Origin of the sequence: Cryobacterium sp. Y82 (assembly GCF_002929495.1) — a bacterium.
Taxonomy (GTDB): Bacteria; Actinomycetota; Actinomycetes; order Actinomycetales; family Microbacteriaceae; genus Cryobacterium; species Cryobacterium serini.
On record NZ_PJJJ01000024.1, the window covers coordinates 72,535 to 91,481 of the forward strand.

18 protein-coding genes are annotated in these 18,947 nt (G+C 65.0%); 5 read left to right on the top strand and 13 right to left on the bottom strand.

Annotated features, from left to right (window positions below):
- Nucleotides 1–90 precede the first annotated feature (90 nt).
- Nucleotides 91–2,397 (top strand): phosphoribosylformylglycinamidine synthase subunit PurL, encoded by a 2,307-nt coding sequence (gene purL, locus CXY70_RS03240; protein WP_104190950.1) that lies wholly within the window; start codon nucleotides 91–93, stop codon nucleotides 2,395–2,397.
- A gap of 157 nt (nucleotides 2,398–2,554) precedes the next feature.
- On the opposite strand, the gene CXY70_RS03245 is transcribed toward purL, so the two are convergent.
- From CXY70_RS03245 to CXY70_RS03280, 8 genes are all read right to left on the bottom strand, one after another.
- Nucleotides 2,555–3,478 carry an SDR family NAD(P)-dependent oxidoreductase gene (locus tag CXY70_RS03245; RefSeq protein ID WP_104190951.1) on the bottom strand — a complete coding sequence of 308 codons (924 nt, stop codon included), beginning with the start codon at nucleotides 3,476–3,478 and terminating at the stop codon, nucleotides 2,555–2,557.
- 4 nt (nucleotides 3,479–3,482) lie between these two features.
- Nucleotides 3,483–3,866 (bottom strand): chorismate mutase, encoded by a 384-nt coding sequence (locus CXY70_RS03250; RefSeq protein ID WP_104190952.1) that lies wholly within the window; start codon nucleotides 3,864–3,866, stop codon nucleotides 3,483–3,485.
- Nucleotides 3,867–3,894: 28 nt separating this feature from the next.
- The gene (locus tag CXY70_RS03255) at nucleotides 3,895–4,854 is read right to left on the bottom strand and encodes a DMT family transporter (RefSeq protein WP_369851597.1); all 960 of its coding nucleotides are present in this window, start codon (nucleotides 4,852–4,854) and stop codon (nucleotides 3,895–3,897) included.
- Nucleotides 4,855–4,992: 138 nt separating this feature from the next.
- On the bottom strand, nucleotides 4,993–5,796 hold the full coding sequence (locus CXY70_RS03260) for a GNAT family N-acetyltransferase (RefSeq protein WP_199183360.1): 804 nt from the start codon (nucleotides 5,794–5,796) through the stop codon (nucleotides 4,993–4,995).
- Between the two features lie 84 nt (nucleotides 5,797–5,880).
- Complete coding sequence (locus CXY70_RS03265; RefSeq protein WP_104190953.1) at nucleotides 5,881–7,167, bottom strand: adenylosuccinate synthase; 1,287 nt, start codon at nucleotides 7,165–7,167, stop codon at nucleotides 5,881–5,883.
- On the bottom strand, nucleotides 7,168–7,653 hold the full coding sequence (locus CXY70_RS03270) for a DUF3151 domain-containing protein (protein WP_104190954.1): 486 nt from the start codon (nucleotides 7,651–7,653) through the stop codon (nucleotides 7,168–7,170).
- Between the two features lie 61 nt (nucleotides 7,654–7,714).
- Complete coding sequence (locus tag CXY70_RS03275) at nucleotides 7,715–8,083, bottom strand: nuclear transport factor 2 family protein (RefSeq protein WP_104190955.1); 369 nt, start codon at nucleotides 8,081–8,083, stop codon at nucleotides 7,715–7,717.
- A gap of 42 nt (nucleotides 8,084–8,125) precedes the next feature.
- Nucleotides 8,126–8,776, bottom strand: coding sequence for a TrmH family RNA methyltransferase (locus CXY70_RS03280; RefSeq protein ID WP_104190956.1), 651 nt, complete (start codon nucleotides 8,774–8,776; stop codon nucleotides 8,126–8,128).
- A gap of 74 nt (nucleotides 8,777–8,850) precedes the next feature.
- On the opposite strand from CXY70_RS03280, the gene CXY70_RS03285 reads away from it, so the two are divergent.
- From CXY70_RS03285 to CXY70_RS03295, 3 genes are all read left to right on the top strand, one after another.
- A complete protein-coding gene (locus CXY70_RS03285) occupies nucleotides 8,851–10,122 on the top strand; it encodes an Nramp family divalent metal transporter (protein ID WP_104190957.1) in 1,272 nt (423 codons plus the stop codon).
- A gap of 19 nt (nucleotides 10,123–10,141) precedes the next feature.
- Nucleotides 10,142–10,786, top strand: coding sequence for a metal-dependent transcriptional regulator (locus tag CXY70_RS03290; protein ID WP_104190958.1), 645 nt, complete (start codon nucleotides 10,142–10,144; stop codon nucleotides 10,784–10,786).
- A 90-nt stretch (nucleotides 10,787–10,876) separates the two neighbouring features.
- Entirely contained in the window at nucleotides 10,877–11,677 is an 801-nt protein-coding gene (locus CXY70_RS03295; RefSeq protein WP_104190959.1) for an HAD-IIA family hydrolase, read from the top strand.
- Nucleotides 11,678–11,739: 62 nt separating this feature from the next.
- Here CXY70_RS03295 and CXY70_RS17705 read toward each other — a convergent pair whose 3' ends face one another.
- On the bottom strand, nucleotides 11,740–12,918 hold the full coding sequence (locus tag CXY70_RS17705; RefSeq protein WP_158250896.1) for a hypothetical protein: 1,179 nt from the start codon (nucleotides 12,916–12,918) through the stop codon (nucleotides 11,740–11,742).
- Nucleotides 12,918–13,466, bottom strand: a complete 549-nt coding sequence (gene pyrE, locus CXY70_RS03305) for an orotate phosphoribosyltransferase (protein WP_104190961.1) — start codon at nucleotides 13,464–13,466, stop codon at nucleotides 12,918–12,920. Before pyrE ends, CXY70_RS17705 begins: the two co-directional genes overlap by 1 nt.
- A gap of 392 nt (nucleotides 13,467–13,858) precedes the next feature.
- Between pyrE and CXY70_RS03310 the strand changes: the two genes are divergently transcribed.
- A complete protein-coding gene (locus CXY70_RS03310; RefSeq protein ID WP_104190962.1) occupies nucleotides 13,859–14,773 on the top strand; it encodes a LysR family transcriptional regulator in 915 nt (304 codons plus the stop codon).
- A gap of 80 nt (nucleotides 14,774–14,853) precedes the next feature.
- On the opposite strand, the gene CXY70_RS03315 is transcribed toward CXY70_RS03310, so the two are convergent.
- From CXY70_RS03315 to CXY70_RS03325, 3 genes are all read right to left on the bottom strand, one after another.
- A complete protein-coding gene (locus CXY70_RS03315) occupies nucleotides 14,854–16,353 on the bottom strand; it encodes a CoA-acylating methylmalonate-semialdehyde dehydrogenase (RefSeq protein WP_104190963.1) in 1,500 nt (499 codons plus the stop codon).
- Nucleotides 16,354–16,376: 23 nt separating this feature from the next.
- Nucleotides 16,377–17,699, bottom strand: a complete 1,323-nt coding sequence (locus CXY70_RS03320; protein ID WP_104190964.1) for an aspartate aminotransferase family protein — start codon at nucleotides 17,697–17,699, stop codon at nucleotides 16,377–16,379.
- Nucleotides 17,700–17,787: 88 nt separating this feature from the next.
- Entirely contained in the window at nucleotides 17,788–18,936 is a 1,149-nt protein-coding gene (locus tag CXY70_RS03325) for an ABC transporter substrate-binding protein (RefSeq protein ID WP_104190965.1), read from the bottom strand.
- Nucleotides 18,937–18,947: the final 11 nt, after the last annotated feature.

The window sequence follows — 18,947 nt, forward strand, 5'->3', positions numbered from 1 at the left end:
GGGGCCCAAGTTCACTGCCTGCGGGCGGGGTCGGGGCGACCGGTAGACTTGCCGGGTCAAGCATCCGCTATCTCGGGGAGAATTCCACACGTGACCGCTGTTTCTAAAACCTCTTCCCGCGGCGTCGCCGACACCGTTTCCAACGCTATTGCGACGCCCGAAAAGGAGCAGCCCTACGGGGCACTCGGGCTCAAAGCCGACGAGTACGCAAAGATCCGCGAAATTCTGGGCCGCCGCCCAACGTCGGGCGAGCTGGCCATGTACTCGGTCATGTGGAGCGAGCACTGCTCCTATAAAAGCTCGAAGATGTACCTGCGCCAGTTCGGCGAGAAGGTCACCCCCGCCATGAAGAAGAACCTCATGGTCGGCATGGGCGAAAACGCGGGCGTGCTCGACGTCGGCGAGGGCTGGGCGGTCACGTTCAAGATCGAATCGCACAATCACCCCTCGTACATCGAACCGTTCCAGGGCGCCGCGACCGGCGTGGGCGGCATTGTGCGCGACATCATCTCGATGGGCGCCCGCCCGGTTGCCGTAATGGATGCCCTGCGCTTCGGCGACATCAACGATCCCGATACCGCCCGCGTTGTACACGGCGTGGTCTCGGGCATCAGCTTTTACGGCAACTGCCTCGGCCTGCCCAACATCGGCGGCGAAACCGTGTTCGACCGGGTCTACCAGGGCAACCCGCTCGTCAACGCTCTCTCGGTTGGCGTGCTGCGCCACGAAGACCTGCACCTTGCCAACGCCCGCGGCGTCGGCAACCAGGTCGTGTTGTTTGGAGCCCGCACCGGCGGCGACGGCATCGGCGGGGCATCCATTCTCGCCTCGGACACGTTCAGCGCCGGCGGGCCCACCAAGCGCCCCGCGGTGCAGGTCGGCGACCCGTTCGCCGAGAAGGTGCTCATCGAGTGCTGCCTAGAGCTGTTCGCTGGCAAGCTCGTCGAGGGAATCCAGGACCTCGGGGCGGCGGGCATCTCGTGCGCGACCAGCGAGCTCGCCTCGAACGGCGACGGCGGCATGTTCATCGAACTCGAGAAGGTGCTGCTGCGCGATCCAACGCTGACCGCCGAAGAGATTCTCATGAGCGAGAGCCAGGAACGCATGATGGCCATCGTCACACCCGAAAAGCTCGAGGGCTTTCTGGCCGTCACGAAGAAATGGGATGTCGAGACCAGCGTGCTCGGCGAGGTCACCGATACCGGCCGGTTGATCATCAACTGGCACGGCGAAGAAATCGTCAACGTACTGCCACGCACCGTCGCCGTCGACGGCCCGGTTTACGAACGCCCGCTCGCCTACCCGACCTGGATCGACGCCCTGCAGGCCGACACCGCCTCCGTGCTGCCGCGCGCGCTCGACGGCGAGACCCTACGAGAGCAGTTCCTCGACCTGCTCGGTTCGCCCAACCTCGCCGACCCGAGCTGGATCACCGACCAGTACGACCACTACGTGCAGGGCAACACGGCTCTGGCTTTTCCCGACGACGGCGGAATGATTCGCGTCGACGAAGAGAGCGGACTCGGCTTCAGTATCGCCACCGACGCGAACGGCCGCTACTGCCAGCTCGACCCGTACCGCGGCGCGCAGCTCGCCCTCGCCGAGGCCTATCGCAACGTTGCCGCGACCGGTGCGGTGCCAGCGGGCGTCAGCGACTGCCTCAACTTCGGCTCCCCCGAGAACCCCGAGGTCATGTGGCAGTTCCGTGAGGCCGTAACGGCCCTCGCCGATGGATGCCTGGAGCTCGAGATTCCAGTCACCGGCGGCAACGTCTCGTTCTACAACCAGACCGGCGACCAGCCGATTCACCCCACTCCGGTCGTGGCCGTGCTCGGCGTGATCGACGACGTCGCCCGCCGCATCCCGAGCGGCTGGCAGGACGACGGGCACAACATCTACCTGCTTGGCGACACCCGCCTCGAACTCGACGGCTCGGCCTGGGCCGGAGTCTTGCACAACCACCTCGGTGGTCGTCCGCCGGTCGTGGATCTCGGCCGCGAGAAGGCCCTCGCCGGGCTGCTGCACGCCGCGTCGAAGGAAGCCCTCATCGACAGCGCCCACGACCTCAGCGAGGGTGGGCTCGCCCAGGCCCTCGCCGAAGCCGTCATGCGCTTCGGAGTGGGCGCGCGGGTCTGGCTCGGTGACATTCTGGATCGGGACGGGGTGGACGCATCCACTGCCCTGTTCTCAGAGTCAGCCGGTCGCGTCATCGTCAGCGTGCCGCGCGAAGACGACGTGAAATTTCTCGGTCTGTGTGCCGGCCGCTACATTCCGGTGCTGCGCATCGGCGTGACCGACGCCACCCTGCACGCCCTCGAGGTGCAGGACGTCTTCGCCGCCCCGCTGACGGAAATGCGCAATCGTCACCAATCCCCGCTCCCCGCCGCCTTCGCCTGACGTCCCCGTCCCCGGTTTTCGAGACGTCGAGGGCGCGTAACTCCTGCAAATTCCGCGGCGCGCCAAGCCAGGTCCCGGAAACACGCGGCACTGTCACCATTGGCGCGCCAATTGCAGGAGTTATGCGCCGAGAGCCGGCCGACCACCTGGAAATGGCCTAGAGGAACGGTTCGCCGATCAGGGTTTCGGCTCGCTCCCAGAGCCGGGCGGCCACGGCGCGGTCGCGAGAGGTGCGTGTGGCCGGCTGGCGGGTGGGAGCGCCGCGGGTCAGCAGGCGCGGGCCGAAGTAGTCGCCGCCATGGACATCCGGGTCGAGGGCCGCGCGCACGGTCGACCAGGCTCCCTGTTCCTTGCCCTGCGCTCCGACGAGCAGCTGCAGGCCGTCGCTCACCCGTTTACCGCGTGACACATCGTTCACCGAACGGATACCAGGAGTCAACCCCGAAATGGAATATCCCGGATGCGCCACCAGTGACTGCACCATTCCGGCACCACTAGCCCGCAGGCGCCGGTCGAGCTCGAACCCGAACACCTGCATGGCGATCTTGGACTGCGCGTAGGCCCTCCACCCGTTGTAGGTGGTGGCCAGCTGGAGGTCGTCGAGAGAGGAATCCATCAGCCGGGAGATCAGCGACCCGAGCGACACCACCCGACTCCCGGGCGTGCGGCGCAGCGCCATGAGCGAACCCGCAGTCAGCGCGAAGTGCCCGAGAAAATTCGTGGCGAAGATCAGCTCGTTGCCGTCGAGGCTGACCTGACGGTCGCGGGACGGATGCACGATTCCGGCGTTAAGGATCAGGCCATCGAGGCGCGGCAGCGCGCGCAAGGTCTCGCTCGCGCCTCGCACCGACTGCAGGTCGGCCACGTCGAGTTGCAACACAGAAACGGATGCCCCCGGTACGCGGGTACGGATGGCCGCCGCCGCGGTGTCCGCTTTGGCGAGGTTGCGGCAGGCGAGCACAACGTGGGCGCCCGTGCCGGCGAGTTGCTCGCTCGTGAAGTAACCGAGTCCGGCGTTGGCGCCGGTCACGACAAAGGTCTTGCCGGACTGGTCGGGCAGCGAACGCGGGTTCCAGCTCACCAGGCTACGACGCTGAAATCGGCGACGATGCTGGCGCCGATCCGGCAGAGCGCCCCGGCTCCACCGGCTCGCCGCCTGCGATTCGCACGTGATGGTGGATCACCTCGGCGATGATGAAGTTGAGAAACTTTTCGGCGAAGGCCGGGTCGAGATGAGCATCCTCGGCGAGGCCGCGCAGTCGGTCGATCTGCATGAGTTCACGCGCCGGGTCGGCGGCCGGCAGTCCGTGGGCAGCCTTGAGCCGCCCAACCTGCTGGGTGAATTTAAACCGCTCGGCCAGCAGGTGAATGAGCGCGGCGTCAATGTTGTCGATGCTCTCCCGAATGCTGTGCAGTTGCAGGGTCGCGGCCGCGTCGGCGTCGGCGGGTAATTCCTCGTGTACAGCCATACTTTTACGATAATGCATGCCCACGCCGTCAAGCGGATGCCGCCGCCGCCCGGCTGCGCGCCCCGAATGACCGCAGCCGCAATCGTTTCTGCGTCAGGAGTATGCCCAGCAGCACCAACAGCGCCCCGGTCGGCTCGTGCCAGGAGAATGTTTCCGCGAGCACGAGCACCCCCAGCGCCACGCCGACCACGGGCGTCACATAGGTCACCGTGGACGCATTGGTCGGACCCCAGGCGCGCAACACGTTGATGTTCCAGATGTAGGCCAGACCGGTGCCGAGCGCACCGAGCGCGACCAGGCACAGCACGATCGGCACGGTCAGCGCCACCGGGCTCCAGGCCAGCACCGGCGTCAGCAGCAGCATGATGACACCGGCGATACCGATGTTCAGAAAGGCGAACGTCGATGCCGCGATCGGCCGCCCACTCAGAAAACGCCGAGTGTAGCCGAAGGTGAAGCCGTAGCAGACGGCCGCGCCCAGGCAGGCAAGCTGGCCCCAAAGATTGCCCGTGAGCGAGGAATACTGCCACGGACCGATGATCACGACAACACCGACGATGCCGAGCACGACGCCCGCGACCTGCGCGCGCACGAGTTTCTCCACTCGAAAGGCGAGCGTCGCCATCAACGCCGTCATGATCGGAGTGACCGCGTTGTAAATGCTCGCCAGGCTTGAGGAGACGTATTGTTCGGCCCAGGCGAAGAGCAGGTGCGGAATCACGCATCCGCTGATCGCGATGACCAGAAAGTGTAGCCAGACCACGCCCTCCCGAGGCAGCACCGGCCCGCTCCCGATGCGTGGACGGGTTACGAGCACGATCAGCCCGAGGGTCAGCCCGCCGAGCACGAGTCGCGACCAGGCGATCTGCCCGAAGCTGACGCCATCGAGCGCGACCTTCATGAAGAGAAAGCTCGAACCCCAGATCGCTCCCATGCCGAGAAATTGCAGCACGATCAGGCTTTTGCTGGCGGCAGTCGTTGAGGGCACTCCCCGAGCCTATAGCGGCCGCTGCCAGGCACGGGCTCGGTGGAGCTCAACGTCTGCAATGCGCCGAACAATGGCAGCGGATGCTCTTGGCGGCTAATTCAAAAAATCCAACCGACAGGCAGGACCGGATGCCGCTCCCTACTGAGACGCGTCGGCCCCGGCGCTGCGCTCGACATCCGGCGCACCCGGCACATCCGGCGTATCCGGCACATCCGGCGTATCCGGCACATCCGGCACATTTCCGGCGGCCCGACCAAAGCCGCCGCGTGGCCCACCGCCCACGATTGTGCCGCTCGGCCCGGCGGGACGCAGATCACGATAGGTCACGAATCGGCCCTCGAAGGCGTCGAGGCGAGCCTCGAGCCCGGCGCGCACGGCCGGCCATTCATCGGCGAGGATCGAGTACACGGCGCTGTCACGCCAGGTGCCGTCGGCGCGCGGACGATCACGGCGCAGGATGCCCTCGAACGTGGCGCCGATGCCGAGGATGGCGGCGCGGGAACGCTCGTTGATGGCATCCGCTTGAATTTTGGCCCGGCCGAAGCCGTTGTCGAAGGCGGTACCGAGCACGAGCAGTTTGGTTTCGGCATTGACGGCGGTGCCCCAGACGCGCGGGTCGTAGGCGGTCCAGCCGAGGTGGATGGCTTCGTTGACGACGTCGATGTCGCCGAGGGTGGTCGTGCCGACGACGTCGCCGTCGTTCGGGCCGCCGAGCAGCCGCACCACATAGGGCAGCCCCTCCCATTGAAAGTACTCATGCGCCCACTTGATGAAGCCGTCAACATCGCGGTGCAGGGCTGCCGGGCCTCCACCGAAGCCAGCCGCAAACACTTCGGGGTGCGCGATAGCGCGCGCCAGGTCGGGCAGCACCGCACTACCGAGCGGTTGAAGCTGTACAAAACGACCGGTCAGGGTCAGGGAATGGGGTCTCACGGCGCTCACTCGCCCAGTGTGACAGGTAAAGTGAGGAATTCTCCGCTTATTGCGTCAACTGGACACATTTCGAGTCCGGTTGACGATTCAGTTCTAGTCGATCAGGTCGTGACACACCACGATGGCTTCACGGTCGGGGCCGACGCCGATCGCCGAAATGCGCGATCCACTCATGCTTTCGAGTGCAAGCACATAGTTCTGCGCGGCCTGCGGCAGCGCGTCAAACGTGCGCACACCGGTGATGTCCTCGGTCCAACCGGGGAAGTTCTCGTAGATTGGAACGGCGTGGTGAAAGTCGCTTTGTGAGACCGGCACTTCGTCGACGCGCACACCATCAACCGAGTAAGCCACGCAGACCGGGATCTCGGCCAGGCCGGTGAGCACATCGAGCTTGGTCAGCACAAAGTCGGTGACGCCGTTGATGCGCGCGGTATAGCGGGCGATCGGAGCGTCGTACCAGCCACAACGGCGCGGGCGCCCGGTGGTGGTGCCGAACTCGAAGCCGTTGGCGCGCAGGTATTCGCCCGACTCGTCGAACAGTTCGGTGGGGAACGGGCCGCTGCCCACCCGGGTCGTGTAGGCCTTGACGACCGCGATGACCCGGTCGATGCGGTTCGGAGCGATACCCGAACCGGTGACCGCGCCGCCCGAGGTGGCGTTCGACGACGTGACGAAGGGGTACGTGCCGTGGTCGACGTCGAGCATGGTGGCCTGGCCGCCCTCGAACAATACGGTCTTGCCGGCGTTCAAGGCCTGGTGCAGAAGCAGGGCGGTGTCGGCGACCATCGGGCGCAGTCGTTCAGCGTAGCTGAGCAGTTCGGTGACGATCTCCTCGACCTCGATGGCGCGACGGTTGTAGACCTTGACCAGCATGTGATTCTTCTGGTCGAGAGCTCCCTCTACCTTCTGCCGCAGGATGTTCTCGTCGAACAGGTCCTGCACACGAATACCGACGCGGTTGATCTTGTCGGCGTACGCGGGGCCGATACCGCGCCCGGTGGTGCCGATCTGGCGCTTGCCGAGAAAACGCTCGGTGACCTTATCGAGGGTGCGGTGGTAGGCGGTGATGACGTGCGCGTTGAGGCTGACCTTGAGCCGCGACACATCGACGCCGCGCTCGGCCAGCGCATCGAGTTCTTCAAACAACACCTCGACGTCGACGACGACGCCGTTGGCGATGACCGGGGTGACTCCGGGGCTCAGGATGCCTGACGGCAGCAGGTGCAGCGCGTACTTCTCGTCGCCGACGACGACGGTGTGACCGGCGTTGTTGCCGCCGTTGAACTTGACGACGTAGTCGACCCGGCTGCCGAGCAGGTCGGTGGCCTTACCCTTGCCCTCGTCGCCCCACTGGGCTCCGATGAGTACGATCGCGGGCATCTAGTCTTCTCCTCGAATAACAAAAGCTTCGGTGGGCGGCGCCGGGTCGAAGCCGGGGCTGCCGGTGTGCAAATTAGCGATGATGTCGATGGCGCTCGCATCGGCATCCGTCAGAAAAGCGGTCAGGCGGGAGACCTCGTCGGTCTCACCGATCTCTTCGGCGCCCCGGCGCAACGCGAACAGGGCGCGCAGCACGCCGCGATTGGGTTCGTGGCGCCACGGAATGGGGCCGTGGCCGCGCCAGCCGGCCTTGCGCAGGGCATCGAGTCCGCGGTGGTAGCCGACCCGGGCGTACGCGTACGACTCTAGGAGGCGACCCTCGTGGTGGGTGGCGTCGGCCAGTTCAGCCCAGGCCAGCGGAGAGGTCGGGTGCACCTGCGCCACCGCGGCGATCTCGCTCCTCGCGGTTCGGCGTAGGGCCTCGAGCACCTCCGGTTCTGCGGGAAGAAGGGTCTCGGGCTCTGAAATCAAATTGTCGCCGGTCACACTGAATCCTAGCAAGGCCGGGGAGCCCCACCCCCGCGACGGGCCCGGTCGGCCGAAAAGGCTAGGCCGGGCTTTGCTGCCGGGCTGCGACGCGCCAGCCACCGTTCACGAACAGGTAGGTCGTCGACATGTTCAACTCGGCGACCACCTCGCCCCGGCGAGCGATTGCCTTGTAAACGACGACACCGGCATGCTCACCGAGACGGATGATGGCGGGTTCGTGAATGCCGTAGCTCTCCCATGGAGCCGCCTGGTCGAAGTATGCGGTGACCTGGTCGCGAGTAATGACAGCGCCGGGCACGATCATCAGGGCATCGTCGGTCATTTCGCGCTGATAGTACGCGCCGCCCCGCCCGCCCAGGATTGCCTGCCAGCCGGCGTTTTCTTCGTGGAGGAGCCGGGCGGGAAGATCGTCAGTGATCGCAGTCATACCGTCACGCTAGCCCCAAACCGTCACGGAATGCAGAAAACGTTAGAACCGGTGCTGAACCACCCAGGAATGCATGGTGACGGCCGCGGCGGCCGAGGCGTTGATCGACCGGGTCGACCCGAACTGGCTGATTTCGACGATGGAATCGGCGGCGGCGATAGCCTCCTCCGACAGTCCGGGGCCTTCCTGGCCGAACAGGAGTACGCAGCGTTCGGGAAAGGTGAAGGTCTCGATAATGACGCTGCCGGGCACATTATCGATGGCGATGATCGGCAGTGCCCCGCTCTCGCACCAGTCCACAAAAGCGGCGACGTCGGTGTGGTGCAGAACGTGCTGGTAACGGTCGGTGACCATGGCGCCGCGCTTGTTCCAGCGCTTTCGGCCGATGATGTGCACGGTGTCGGCGCCGAACGCGTTGGCGCTGCGCACGATGGAGCCGATGTTCATGTCGTGCTGCCAGTTTTCAATGGCCACGTGAAACGGATGCCGGTGCTCGTCAAGGTCAGCCACGATGGCCGCCATGTTCCAGTAGCGGTAGCGGTCGATCACATTGCGGGTGTCGCCGTGCTCGAGCAGGTCGGCGTCGTAGCGCTCCTCGCTCGGCCACTCCCCCGGCCACGGGCCGACGCCGTAGGTCGAGCGCTCAGGGGTGGGGTTGTCGGCGGTGAAGGTTGGGGCGGCTGGCTCGGTCACTACTTAACCGTAACCTGCGCCCAGCGCTCACATTTGGGCTTTCGGTTAACCGAAAATCTGGCTATGGTTTCGGCATGACTAAAACGGATGCAGTCGCTCCCGATCGCCTGCTCTCCAAGGCTCCCACCACGGTCGCCTCCAGCCGCTTACTGTGGTTGCTCGGACCGGCTCTGGTTGCGGGAGTCGCCTACCTCGACCCGGGAAACGTGGCGAGCAACATGACCGCCGGAGCCCGCTACGGCTACCTACTGGTGTGGGTCGTCGTAGCGGGCAACGTCATGGCCTGGCTCATCCAATACCTCTCGGCCAAGCTCGGCATCGTCACCGGGGCGAGCCTGCCCGAGATTCTCGGCGTGCGCATGAAACGACCGACGGCCCGTCGGCTGTACTGGGTGCAGGCCGAACTCGTCGCCATGGCCACCGACCTCGCCGAGATCATCGGCGGCGCGGTCGCCCTCAACCTCCTATTCAACCTGCCACTGATCTGGGGCGGCGTGATCACCGGCACCATTTCAATGATCGTGCTCATGGTGCACACACGACGCGGACCGCGCGTCTTCGAACGCGTCATCATCACGCTCATGCTCATCATCACCGTGGGCTTCACCGCTGGCGTGTTCTTCTCGCCGCCCGAGGCCGGCGGGGTGCTCTCCGGACTGGTGCCGCGGTTCGAGGGCTCCAACTCGGTGCTGCTCGCCGCGTCCATCCTGGGCGCCACCATCATGCCGCACGCCATCTACGCGCATTCTTCTCTGGCGCGGGACAGATTTCCCGAATGGCAGGGAATCGTCGCCACCCGGCGGTTGATCTGGGCTACCAAATGGGACGTGACGATTGCCATGGTGATTGCCGGAACGGTGAACCTGGCCATTCTGCTGCTCGCGGCATCCGCTTTGCAGGGTGTAGACGGAACCGACACCCTGCAGGGGGCGTATGCGGCGCTCAAAGACACGCTCGGGCCGGCGATTGCGACAACGTTCGCTATTGGACTGCTCGCCTCGGGTCTGGCCTCTACTTCGGTCGGCGCCTATGCCGGGGCCGAGATCATGCACGGCCTGCTGCACGTGCGCATCCCTCTGATATTGCGCCGATTGGTCACGCTGATTCCGGCGCTGTTCATTCTCGGTGTGGGGTTCGACCCGACCCAGGCGCTCGTGCTCAGCCAGGTGGTGTTGTCCTTTGGCATTCCGTTTGCCCTGATTCCGCTGGTCTGGCTCACCGCGCAGCGCGGCCTCCTCGGCACCTTCACCAATCGCTGGTTCACGACCGCCGCCGGGGTTGCCTGCGCCCTCGCTCTGGTCACTCTGAACGTCGTGCTGCTGGTACTCGTTTTCACCGGAGCCTGAACGGTAACCTGAAATAGATATGACGCACACTTCCGGCGCAGCCGAGGACTACCTCAAGACCATCTATGCCCACACCGAGTGGCAGTCCGACCTGATCACACCCTCAGCGCTCGCCGTTCGGCTGGGTGTGGCGCCGTCATCCGTTACGGAAATGGTGAAGAAACTCGCTGCAAGCGGGCTCCTTACCCACGTTCCCTATGGTCCGCTGGCGCTGACGGATACCGGCCGGCTGCGCGCGACCGCCGTCGTGCGGCGGCATCGCCTGATCGAGACCTGGCTGGTCGGCGAGATGGGCTACGACTGGGACCAGGTGCATGACGAGGCCGAGATTCTCGAGCATTCCATCTCGGACCGGTTGCTCGCGGCGATCAATGCGCGGCTCGGGTTTCCGGCGCACGATCCGCACGGCGATCCGATTCCGTCCGCCGATGGCACCGTGCTGCGACCGCCGGCCGTACTGCTGGCGGAGGTCACGGTCGGGCATACGGGCACCGTGTTGCGCATCAGCGACCGCGACCCGGCCGTACTGCGCGAACTTGCTGCCGATCTGATCGGACCGGGCACCGAGTTCACGCTGGCGGCGGCGCTGACCATCGTTCTAGCGGATGGCCAGAGCCGGCAGCTGACGACGGCTGCGGCAGCGTCGATCTGGGTGACCGTCTGAGCTAGTAGGGCATCCGCTTATTTGCGTGTTGCCAGTTACCGTGGCGAAACTCAGCGCGGCTAGGCTGAACACGACGAAAAGGAGCGCCTGATGGCACGACGCGACGAAATCGAATGCTGGCTCACCGACATGGACGGTGTGCTTGTGCACGAGAACCAGGCCCTCCCGGGGGCGGCCGAACTGCTGCAGCAATGGACCGACGCTGGCACGCCGTTTCTCGTGCTCACTAATAACTCCATTTTCACGCCGCGCGACCTGAGCGCCCGGCTGCGCGCGAGCGGGCTGAACGTGCCAGAGGACCGCATCTGGACCTCCGCCCTGGCAACGGCAGACTTTCTCAAGTCTCAGGTCTCCGGCGGCACGGCCTTCGTGATCGGAGAGGTCGGCATCACGACAGCGCTGCACGAAGCCGGGTTCATCATGACCGAGACCGACCCCGACTATGTGGTGGTCGGCGAGACCCGCAACTATTCGTTCGAGGCGATCACCAAGGCCATTCGGTTGATCCTCGGCGGGGCGCGATTCATCTCAACCAACCCGGATGCGACCGGGCCGAGCAAGGACGGCCCCACCCCGGCGACCGGCGCGATTTCGGCGCTGATCACCAAGGCCACCGGTATGGAGCCCTATGTCGTCGGCAAACCCAACCCGATGATGTTCCGTTCGGCGATGAACAAGATCGGCGCGCACTCGGAGAACACCGGCATGATCGGCGACCGCATGGACACCGACATCGTCGCCGGCATGGAGGCGGGGCTGCACACGATCCTCGTGATGACCGGCATCAGCGACGAGGCCGAAATCAACCGGTACCCGTTTCGGCCAGACGAGATCGTGGCCGGCGTGCACGAGCTACTCTCGACCGAGCCGATCGAAAGCGACGAGATCTAGACGCCTTCCTCCCCCGCCGGTTTGTTTAGCGCTCCGTCTAGGCGCGAGGCGGTGCGCCCGCTTTAAGCGGTCGGACCGGCTCCCACGATGCTCGCAGTGAGCGGCTCGGCCGCGGCGCGGCTGGCGAAACAGTAGTAGTAGCGCGGCTCATCGGTCCACTGTTCTGCGCTGATCGGATAGCTCCCCTGCATCTGCAGATTCGGGTAGGCGCCGGCCGCGTTCAAGTCGAGGATGCCGGGTGCCGTGCACAGCAGGTTGATCTGGGCCGCGAGTGCTGCCTCCCCCGGAAAGGCTGTGGTCGCGTCGCCGCCAAAATTGCCGCGATACACCAGCTGGGCCGTGTGTGCGGCTGCACAATCGAAGACCGTGAATTCCTCCGCCCATGGGGACGCATACGGTTCGAGGCACTCGCCACCAAACAGAGCGTTCCACTCGTGCACTCCGGCAGTCTGCGCCGCCGTGACCTCCGGGGTCGGCGTTGGTGTGGGTGTCGGTGTCGGTGTCGGCGTCGGTGTCGCGGATTGGGTCGGTGCCGGCGCCGCTGCCGGGCTCGCGACGAGGCGCTGGCCGAGATAGAACAACCCCACGAGCACGATGAGGGCGAGTAACCCGACGGCGGTCCAGACCAGGGCTGCCTGGGTCGCTCCGGGAGCGCCGCGCCTGGACCAGTGGCGGCTCTGCGCCTCGGCGTACGTTGGCTCGCCGGCTTCGGCTAAGCGGATGCTCGCGTCAGCATCCTTTGCAGAGACGGGAAGCAACTCGGTTGCTGCCGTGCCCTGGTGTTCGACCGCCTCGGGCACGACAGTGGGCACCGGTGCCGGTGTGGTTAGTTCGGGCGCCGTCGGGTCGGGTGTGATCGGCTCGCCCCCTGCAGCGGGCTGCGCGGCCAGCTCCAGCTCCGGCTCACTCTCGGTCGGTGGGACGACCTCCTGTTCGGCAGCGGTGGCCGGTTCATCGTCATGCGCTGAATCGGAGTGTCCGCTGGGCTCAGCCTCAGCGCTGTCAACCTCGCTGGTGTCAGCTTCAACTTCGACCGGTTGCGGCAGCGGAGTGGTCCACCAGGGAGCCGGCCCGGCGGGCGCTGCCGGAACGGGCACCTCAACGGGCTCTGCAACCTCGCGCTCGGTCACGACCGTTTTGGCGTCATCTGAAGCTTCGACAGGCAAGTCAGCACCAGTGGCGCCCGGGTTGAGCTGCGATGCGAGCCAGTCGATTCCCCGCTCGTCATCGTCTGGTGCCACTAGTTGAGCCCCAGATCCTCAAGGGAGATCGCGGCGAAGTAGGGGTAGCCAGCAGCCTCGATCACTTCGCGGGCACCGGTGTTGCGGTCGACCACGACGGCGACGCCAGCGATCTCAGCACCGACCTTGAGCAAGGCTTCGATGGCGGCGAGAGGGGAGCCGCCGGTGGTCGAGGTGTCTTCGAGCACGATCACGCGCTTGCCGGCGAGGTCGGGGCCTTCAACCTGGCGGCCGCGACCATGGTCCTTGGGTTCCTTGCGCACGACGAACGCGTCATAGGTCGCGCCGCGGGCAGCGCCCTGGTGCATGACCGCAGCGGCGATTGGGTCGGCCCCCATGGTCATGCCTCCAACAGCAACCACATTCGGCACATCCTTGATGAGGTCGAGCATGACCTGCCCGATCAGCGGCGCAACCCGATGGTCGAGGCTCACCCGGCGCAGGTCCACGTAATAGGTGGCCTTTTTGCCGCTGGTGAGAACGAAGTCTCCGTGAAAAACGGCCTCGGCCGAGATGAAGTCGATGAGTTTTTGCCGTGTATCAGTCACAATCGCCAGTTTAGGGCATGCCCAGCAGGCCGAACGTGGCCGCCAACGGGCGCGAGTGGAGGGGGCTTTTTCACACAGGCCAGAGGCGAGCCGTCGCGTGGGCTACGACTCGTCCACGCTCGGATAGCCGAACTCTTGTGTTAGAAGATGCGAACCAGGTTGCGACGCTCGATCTGGCGGTAGCCATCGCGATGCACCTCGACGACGAGGGCAACGATTGAAACAACAGCAACGAGCAAGATGGCGATGAGGATGAACACGGAGTGCCTTTCGAAGGAGGTGAACTGGCCCGGCACGGAGGCGACACTGCTCGTGTATGACTTTCCTATTTGACCACCCTGAACCATGCAGCACAATCGCTTTATTTTGCATGGATTGTTTAGAGTGGCTACATGGACGTGCAACGACTTGAACTACTCCGCGAGCTTGCCGACCGCGGCAGCGTCACCGCGGTCGCTTTGGCCACTCATCGCACCCCCTCCGCCGTCTCGCAGCAGCTCAAGGTGCTCGAACGCGAGGCCGGTCTGCCGCTCACCCAGAGGCACGGACGCGGCCTCGAACTCACAGACGCTGGCCGCGCCCTCGCCCGCAGCGCAACGGATGTCGCAGTGTCGCTGGCGAAAGCAACCGCACTCTGGGACGAATTTCGCAACAACGCCACTGGTGAGGTGAGTCTGGTCACCTTTCCAACGGCCGGTCAAATGCTGTTGCCCGGCGTCATAAAAAACCTGGGGCCCGGGCTCGTGCTGAACTGCGCCGACGAAGACCCCGAACTGAGCGACTTTCCCGCCTTCACCGCCGAGTATGACATTGTGTTGGCCCATGCAATGAGCGGGCAGCTGTCTTGGGCCGGCCGGGGCCTCACCGTCGTTCCGCTGATGACCGAGCCGCTCGATGTGGGGCTGCCGGTGGGGCATCCGCTTGCCGATCGCGCCTGGCTGCGCCCGAGTGACCTCATCGGAGAGACCTGGATCGGGGTGACCGACGGTTACCCCTTCGAGCGCATTCTGCACGCGATCGAGCAGGAAGCCGGCGCTCACTTGTCGATGGCGCAGCGCTTTGCCGACCTCGCCTTGATTGAATCGTTTGTGATTGCCGGGCTTGGCATCGCCCTCGTGCCGCGCTATACCTCCGGCGGGGGCCAGCCCGGCCGCCTCGTACTGAAGCCCCTGCGGGGCATCGAATCCGAGCGCCAGATCGTGGCGCTCATGCGCCCCGACCGAGCTGAGCGCTTGGCCGTGCGCACCGTCATAGAGGCGCTGCGAGCCCAAGCCTCGCAGGTGCAACTCTCTCACAGCGCGAAGTAGGTCGGCGAGAGCGCAGAAAGTGCCCGATTAGACGGATCAAACGAGCACTTTTTGCGCTCTCGCGGGAGAGAGATGCGGGACTACTGGTTCTGGGGGAAGCCCAGGTTGATCCCGCCGTGGCTGGGGTCGAGCCAACGGCTCGTTACGGCCTTCTCTCGCGTGAAGAAGTTGACCCCGGCGGGGCCATAGGCCTTGGCGTCACCAAACAGCGAATTCTTCCAGCCGCCGAAGGAGTGATACGCGACCGGCACCGGAATGGGCACGTTGATGCCAACCATGCCCACCTGCACCTCGTTCTGGAACCGGCGGGCGGCCCCACCATCGTTGGTGAAAATGGCGGTGCCGTTGCCGTACTGGCTGGCGTTGATGAGATCGAGTCCCTCCTGGTAGCTGGCCACCCGCACGATCGACAGCACCGGTCCAAAGATCTCGTCGAGGTACACGGCCGAGTCAACGCTGACCTTGTCGAACAGGGTCGGGCCGAGCCAGAAACCGTTGGGGTCGCCGTCGACCTTGACACCGCGACCGTCGATGACGATGTCGGCGCCGTCAGCCTTGGCGATGTCAATGTAACCGGCCACCTTGTCGCGGTGCACCTTCGTGATCAGCGGGCCCATGTCGCAGCCGCGCGTGCCGTCTCCGACGGTGAGGCTCTTGACGCGTTCGGCGATCTTCGCGATGAGTTCGTCGGCGACCGGCTCGACGGCCACGATGACGCTGATGGCCATGCAGCGCTCTCCCGCGGATCCGAAACCGGCATTCACTGCGGCATCCGCTGTCAACTCAAGATCGGCATCTGGCAGCACGAGCATGTGGTTTTTCGCGCCACCGAGGGACTGCACGCGCTTGCCGTTCTTGGCGGCAGTCTCGTAGATGTAGCGGGCGATGGGCGTCGAGCCCACGAAGGAGATCGCCTGCACGTCGGGGTTTACGAGCAATGCGTCGACGGCTTCCTTGTCGCCGTGCACGACGTTGAACACACCGGCGGGCAGCCCAGCTTCGGTGAAAAGCTCGGCGAGCCAGTTCGACGCGGATGGGTCTTTCTCGCTCGGCTTGAGCACGACGGTGTTGCCGGCCGCAATGGCGATCGGAAAGTACCAGAGCGGCACCATCGCCGGAAAGTTGAACGGGCTGATGATGCCAACGACGCCGAGCGACTGGCGGACCGAGTATACGTCGACGCCGGTTGAGACGTTTTCGGAGTACTCGCCCTTGGACAGATGCGGCATGCCGAGCGCGAATTCGACGACCTCGAGCCCGCGAATGATCTCGCCGAGTGCGTCGGAGGTGACCTTGCCATGTTCGGCGGTCAGGATTTCGGCCAGGTCGCCCTTGCGGGCGTTGAGCAGCTCGCGAAAGTTGTACATGATGGTCTGGCGGCGGGCCTGGCTCATATCGCGCCAGGCCGGGTAGGCCGCCCGGGCGACCGCGACGGCGTCGTCGAGGTCGCGAGCGCTCGCGAGCAACACGTTTTTGGCGACTGTGCCGGTGGCCGGATTGAAAACCGGCGCGGTGCGGGTCGAGGTACCTGCTGCTGCTGCGCCGTTGATGTAGTGCGAAATGGTGGGAAGGTCGGTCATGGTTGAGCCTTTCAGTGGATCGGTTAGGACAGAAGGGCGAGGCTGAGAACCTCGTCGTAGATGGCGAGCGCCTCGGCCACCTCGGCATCGGTGACGACGCAGGGCGGCACAACGTGGATGCGGTTCTCCATGAGGAACGGCAGCAGGCCGCGGCCGAGCAGTTCGGCCTTCACCCGGGCCATGACGGCGGCGCTCACCGGCTCGCGGGTCGCCGGGTCAGCCACGAGCTCGAGAACCCAGAAGACGCCGACACCGCGCACTTCGCCGATGATCGGATGCTTGGCCTGCAGCGCTTTCAGGCCCGGCTCGAGCACGTCACGCCCGATGCGGGCGGCGTTCTCGACGATGCCTTCGGCCTCCATCGCGTCGAGCGCGCCGACGATCGACGCCATGGCGAGCGGATGCCCACTGTAGGTGAGTCCGCCGGGAAAGACGGTCTCGTCGAAGGTAGCCGCGATGGCATCGGAGATGATCACACCGCCGGCGGGCACGTAACCGGAGTTGACGCCCTTCGCAAAAGTGATCAGGTCGGGCATGACGTCATACGCTTGAAACGCGAACCAGTGGCCGGTGCGGCCGAAGCCGCACATGACCTCGTCGAGGATGAGCATGATGCCGTACTTGTCGCAGAGCGCGCGCACACCGGGCAGGTAGCCGGCCGGTGGCATCATGATGCCGGCGGTGCCGGGAATGGACTCGAGCAAAATGGCGGCGATCGAGGCTGCGCCCTCGCTCTGGATGACGCGTTCGAGGTGGTGCAGGGCACGCGCGCATTCCTCGGCCTCGCTGGTCGCCCAGAATTCGCTGCGGTAGAGGAACGGGCCGAAGAAGTGCACGTGGCCGCGCGAATACTCGTTGGGAATGCGGCGCCAGTCGCCGGTCGCGACGATGGCCGCTCCGGTGTTGCCGTGGTACGACTTGTAGAGCGAGAGCACCTTGTCGCGGCCGGTGTTGAGGCGGGCCATGCGTATGGCGTTCTCATTGGCATCCGCTCCCCCGTTGGTGAAGAAGACCTTGTTGAACCCGGCCGGGGCACGGTCGGTGATGCGCCTGGCCGCTTCGCCGCGGGTGAGATTGGCGGTGGACGGAGCGATGGTCGTCAGCAGGGCGGCCTGTTCGGTGATGGCTTTCACGACGGCCGGATGCTGGTGGCCGATATTCACGTTCACCAGCTGACTCGAGAAGTCAAGGTACGTTCGTCCGTCGTGGTCCCAGACGCGGCAGCCGAGCCCGCCGGCGATGACGAGCGGCTTCAGTGCCGCCTGCGCCGACCAGGAATGGAAGACGTGCGCGCGGTCGAGTTCGCTGGTGTGCGCATTGAGGGTTTGTGTGCTGGTGTCAGTCACGTATATCGCTGGCTTTCTTTGTAGTGGATGGTTGTCGTCATGAGAAAGGTGTGGGGCCGGGCGGCCTGCGCCGCCCGGCCGGGTGCAGTTAGTTGCCGCCCTCGTTGAGGGTGACCTCGGTGGGCTTCCAATCGGTGCCCAAAACGTCGACACCCTCAGCTTTCAGCTCGTCGAGGGCCTTCGTGACGTACTCGTTCGTGTAGGCCGTTACTGGCGGCTCGGTCGTGATGATGGTCGCGCCGGTCTCGTTCTTGGTGTTCATGGCGATGTCCACCGTGTTGGACCAGGCCGATTCATCGATCATGCCGACGCCGTTGCTGGACGGGAAGATCAGCTTGCTGACCTCGTTGGTCATCCACAGCTGGTGGCTCTCACCCAGAGTCGAACCGGCTGCCGTGACAATGCCGGCGGCCTCGGCGGGGTTGTTGGCCGCATAGATCCAGCCCTTGATCGACGCCTTGATGAACTTCACCGTGTTGTCGGCGTAGTCTGCGTCGCTTTGAAGCTTGTCGGCGTTGGCCCAGATGGAGTCCTGGAGCATGGCGGTGCCCTCTTCGTTCCAGTCGATGACGTTGAGCTCATCGGGCTGGAAGAGTTCGCCGGTGTCGGGGTTGACCGTTTCCAGAACCTGGGCGTATTCGTTGTAGGTCATGGCCTGGGCCGCGTCAATGTCGCCAGCCAGAAAGCCGGTCATGTCGAATGCCTGCTGGATCAGGTTGATGTCGCCAAGCTCGACGCCACTCTTCTGCATGCCGGCGAAGAGTTCCCACTCGTTGCCGTAGCCCCAGCTGCCCACGTTCTTGCCCACCAGGTCGGACGCCGTTCTGATGTTCTTGTCTTTAAGTGAGATCTGGGTGGTGGCGCTGCGCTCGAAGATTTGAGCAACGTTGGTGATGTTGGCTCCCTGTTCGATCGAGCCGAGTACCTTGGGCACCCACGAGATGGCATAGTCGGCGTCGCCGGCGGCAAGCACATCCTGCGGAACGATGTCAGCGCCACCCTCGTCGATGGTGACGTCAAGGCCCTCATCTTCGTAATAGCCCTGGTCTACGGCAGCGTAGTAGCCCGCGAACTGGGCCTGGGCGAACCATTGCAGCTGCAGGGTCATGGGCGTGAGTGCGCCGCTCGCGTCGCTCGAGGTCGGCGCATTGCCGTCGCTGCTGCATCCGCTGAGAACCAGAGCGCCAACTGCCGCGAGAGAACCGAGTGTGCCGAACCATTTGATGCGCTGTTTCATGACTACCTCCT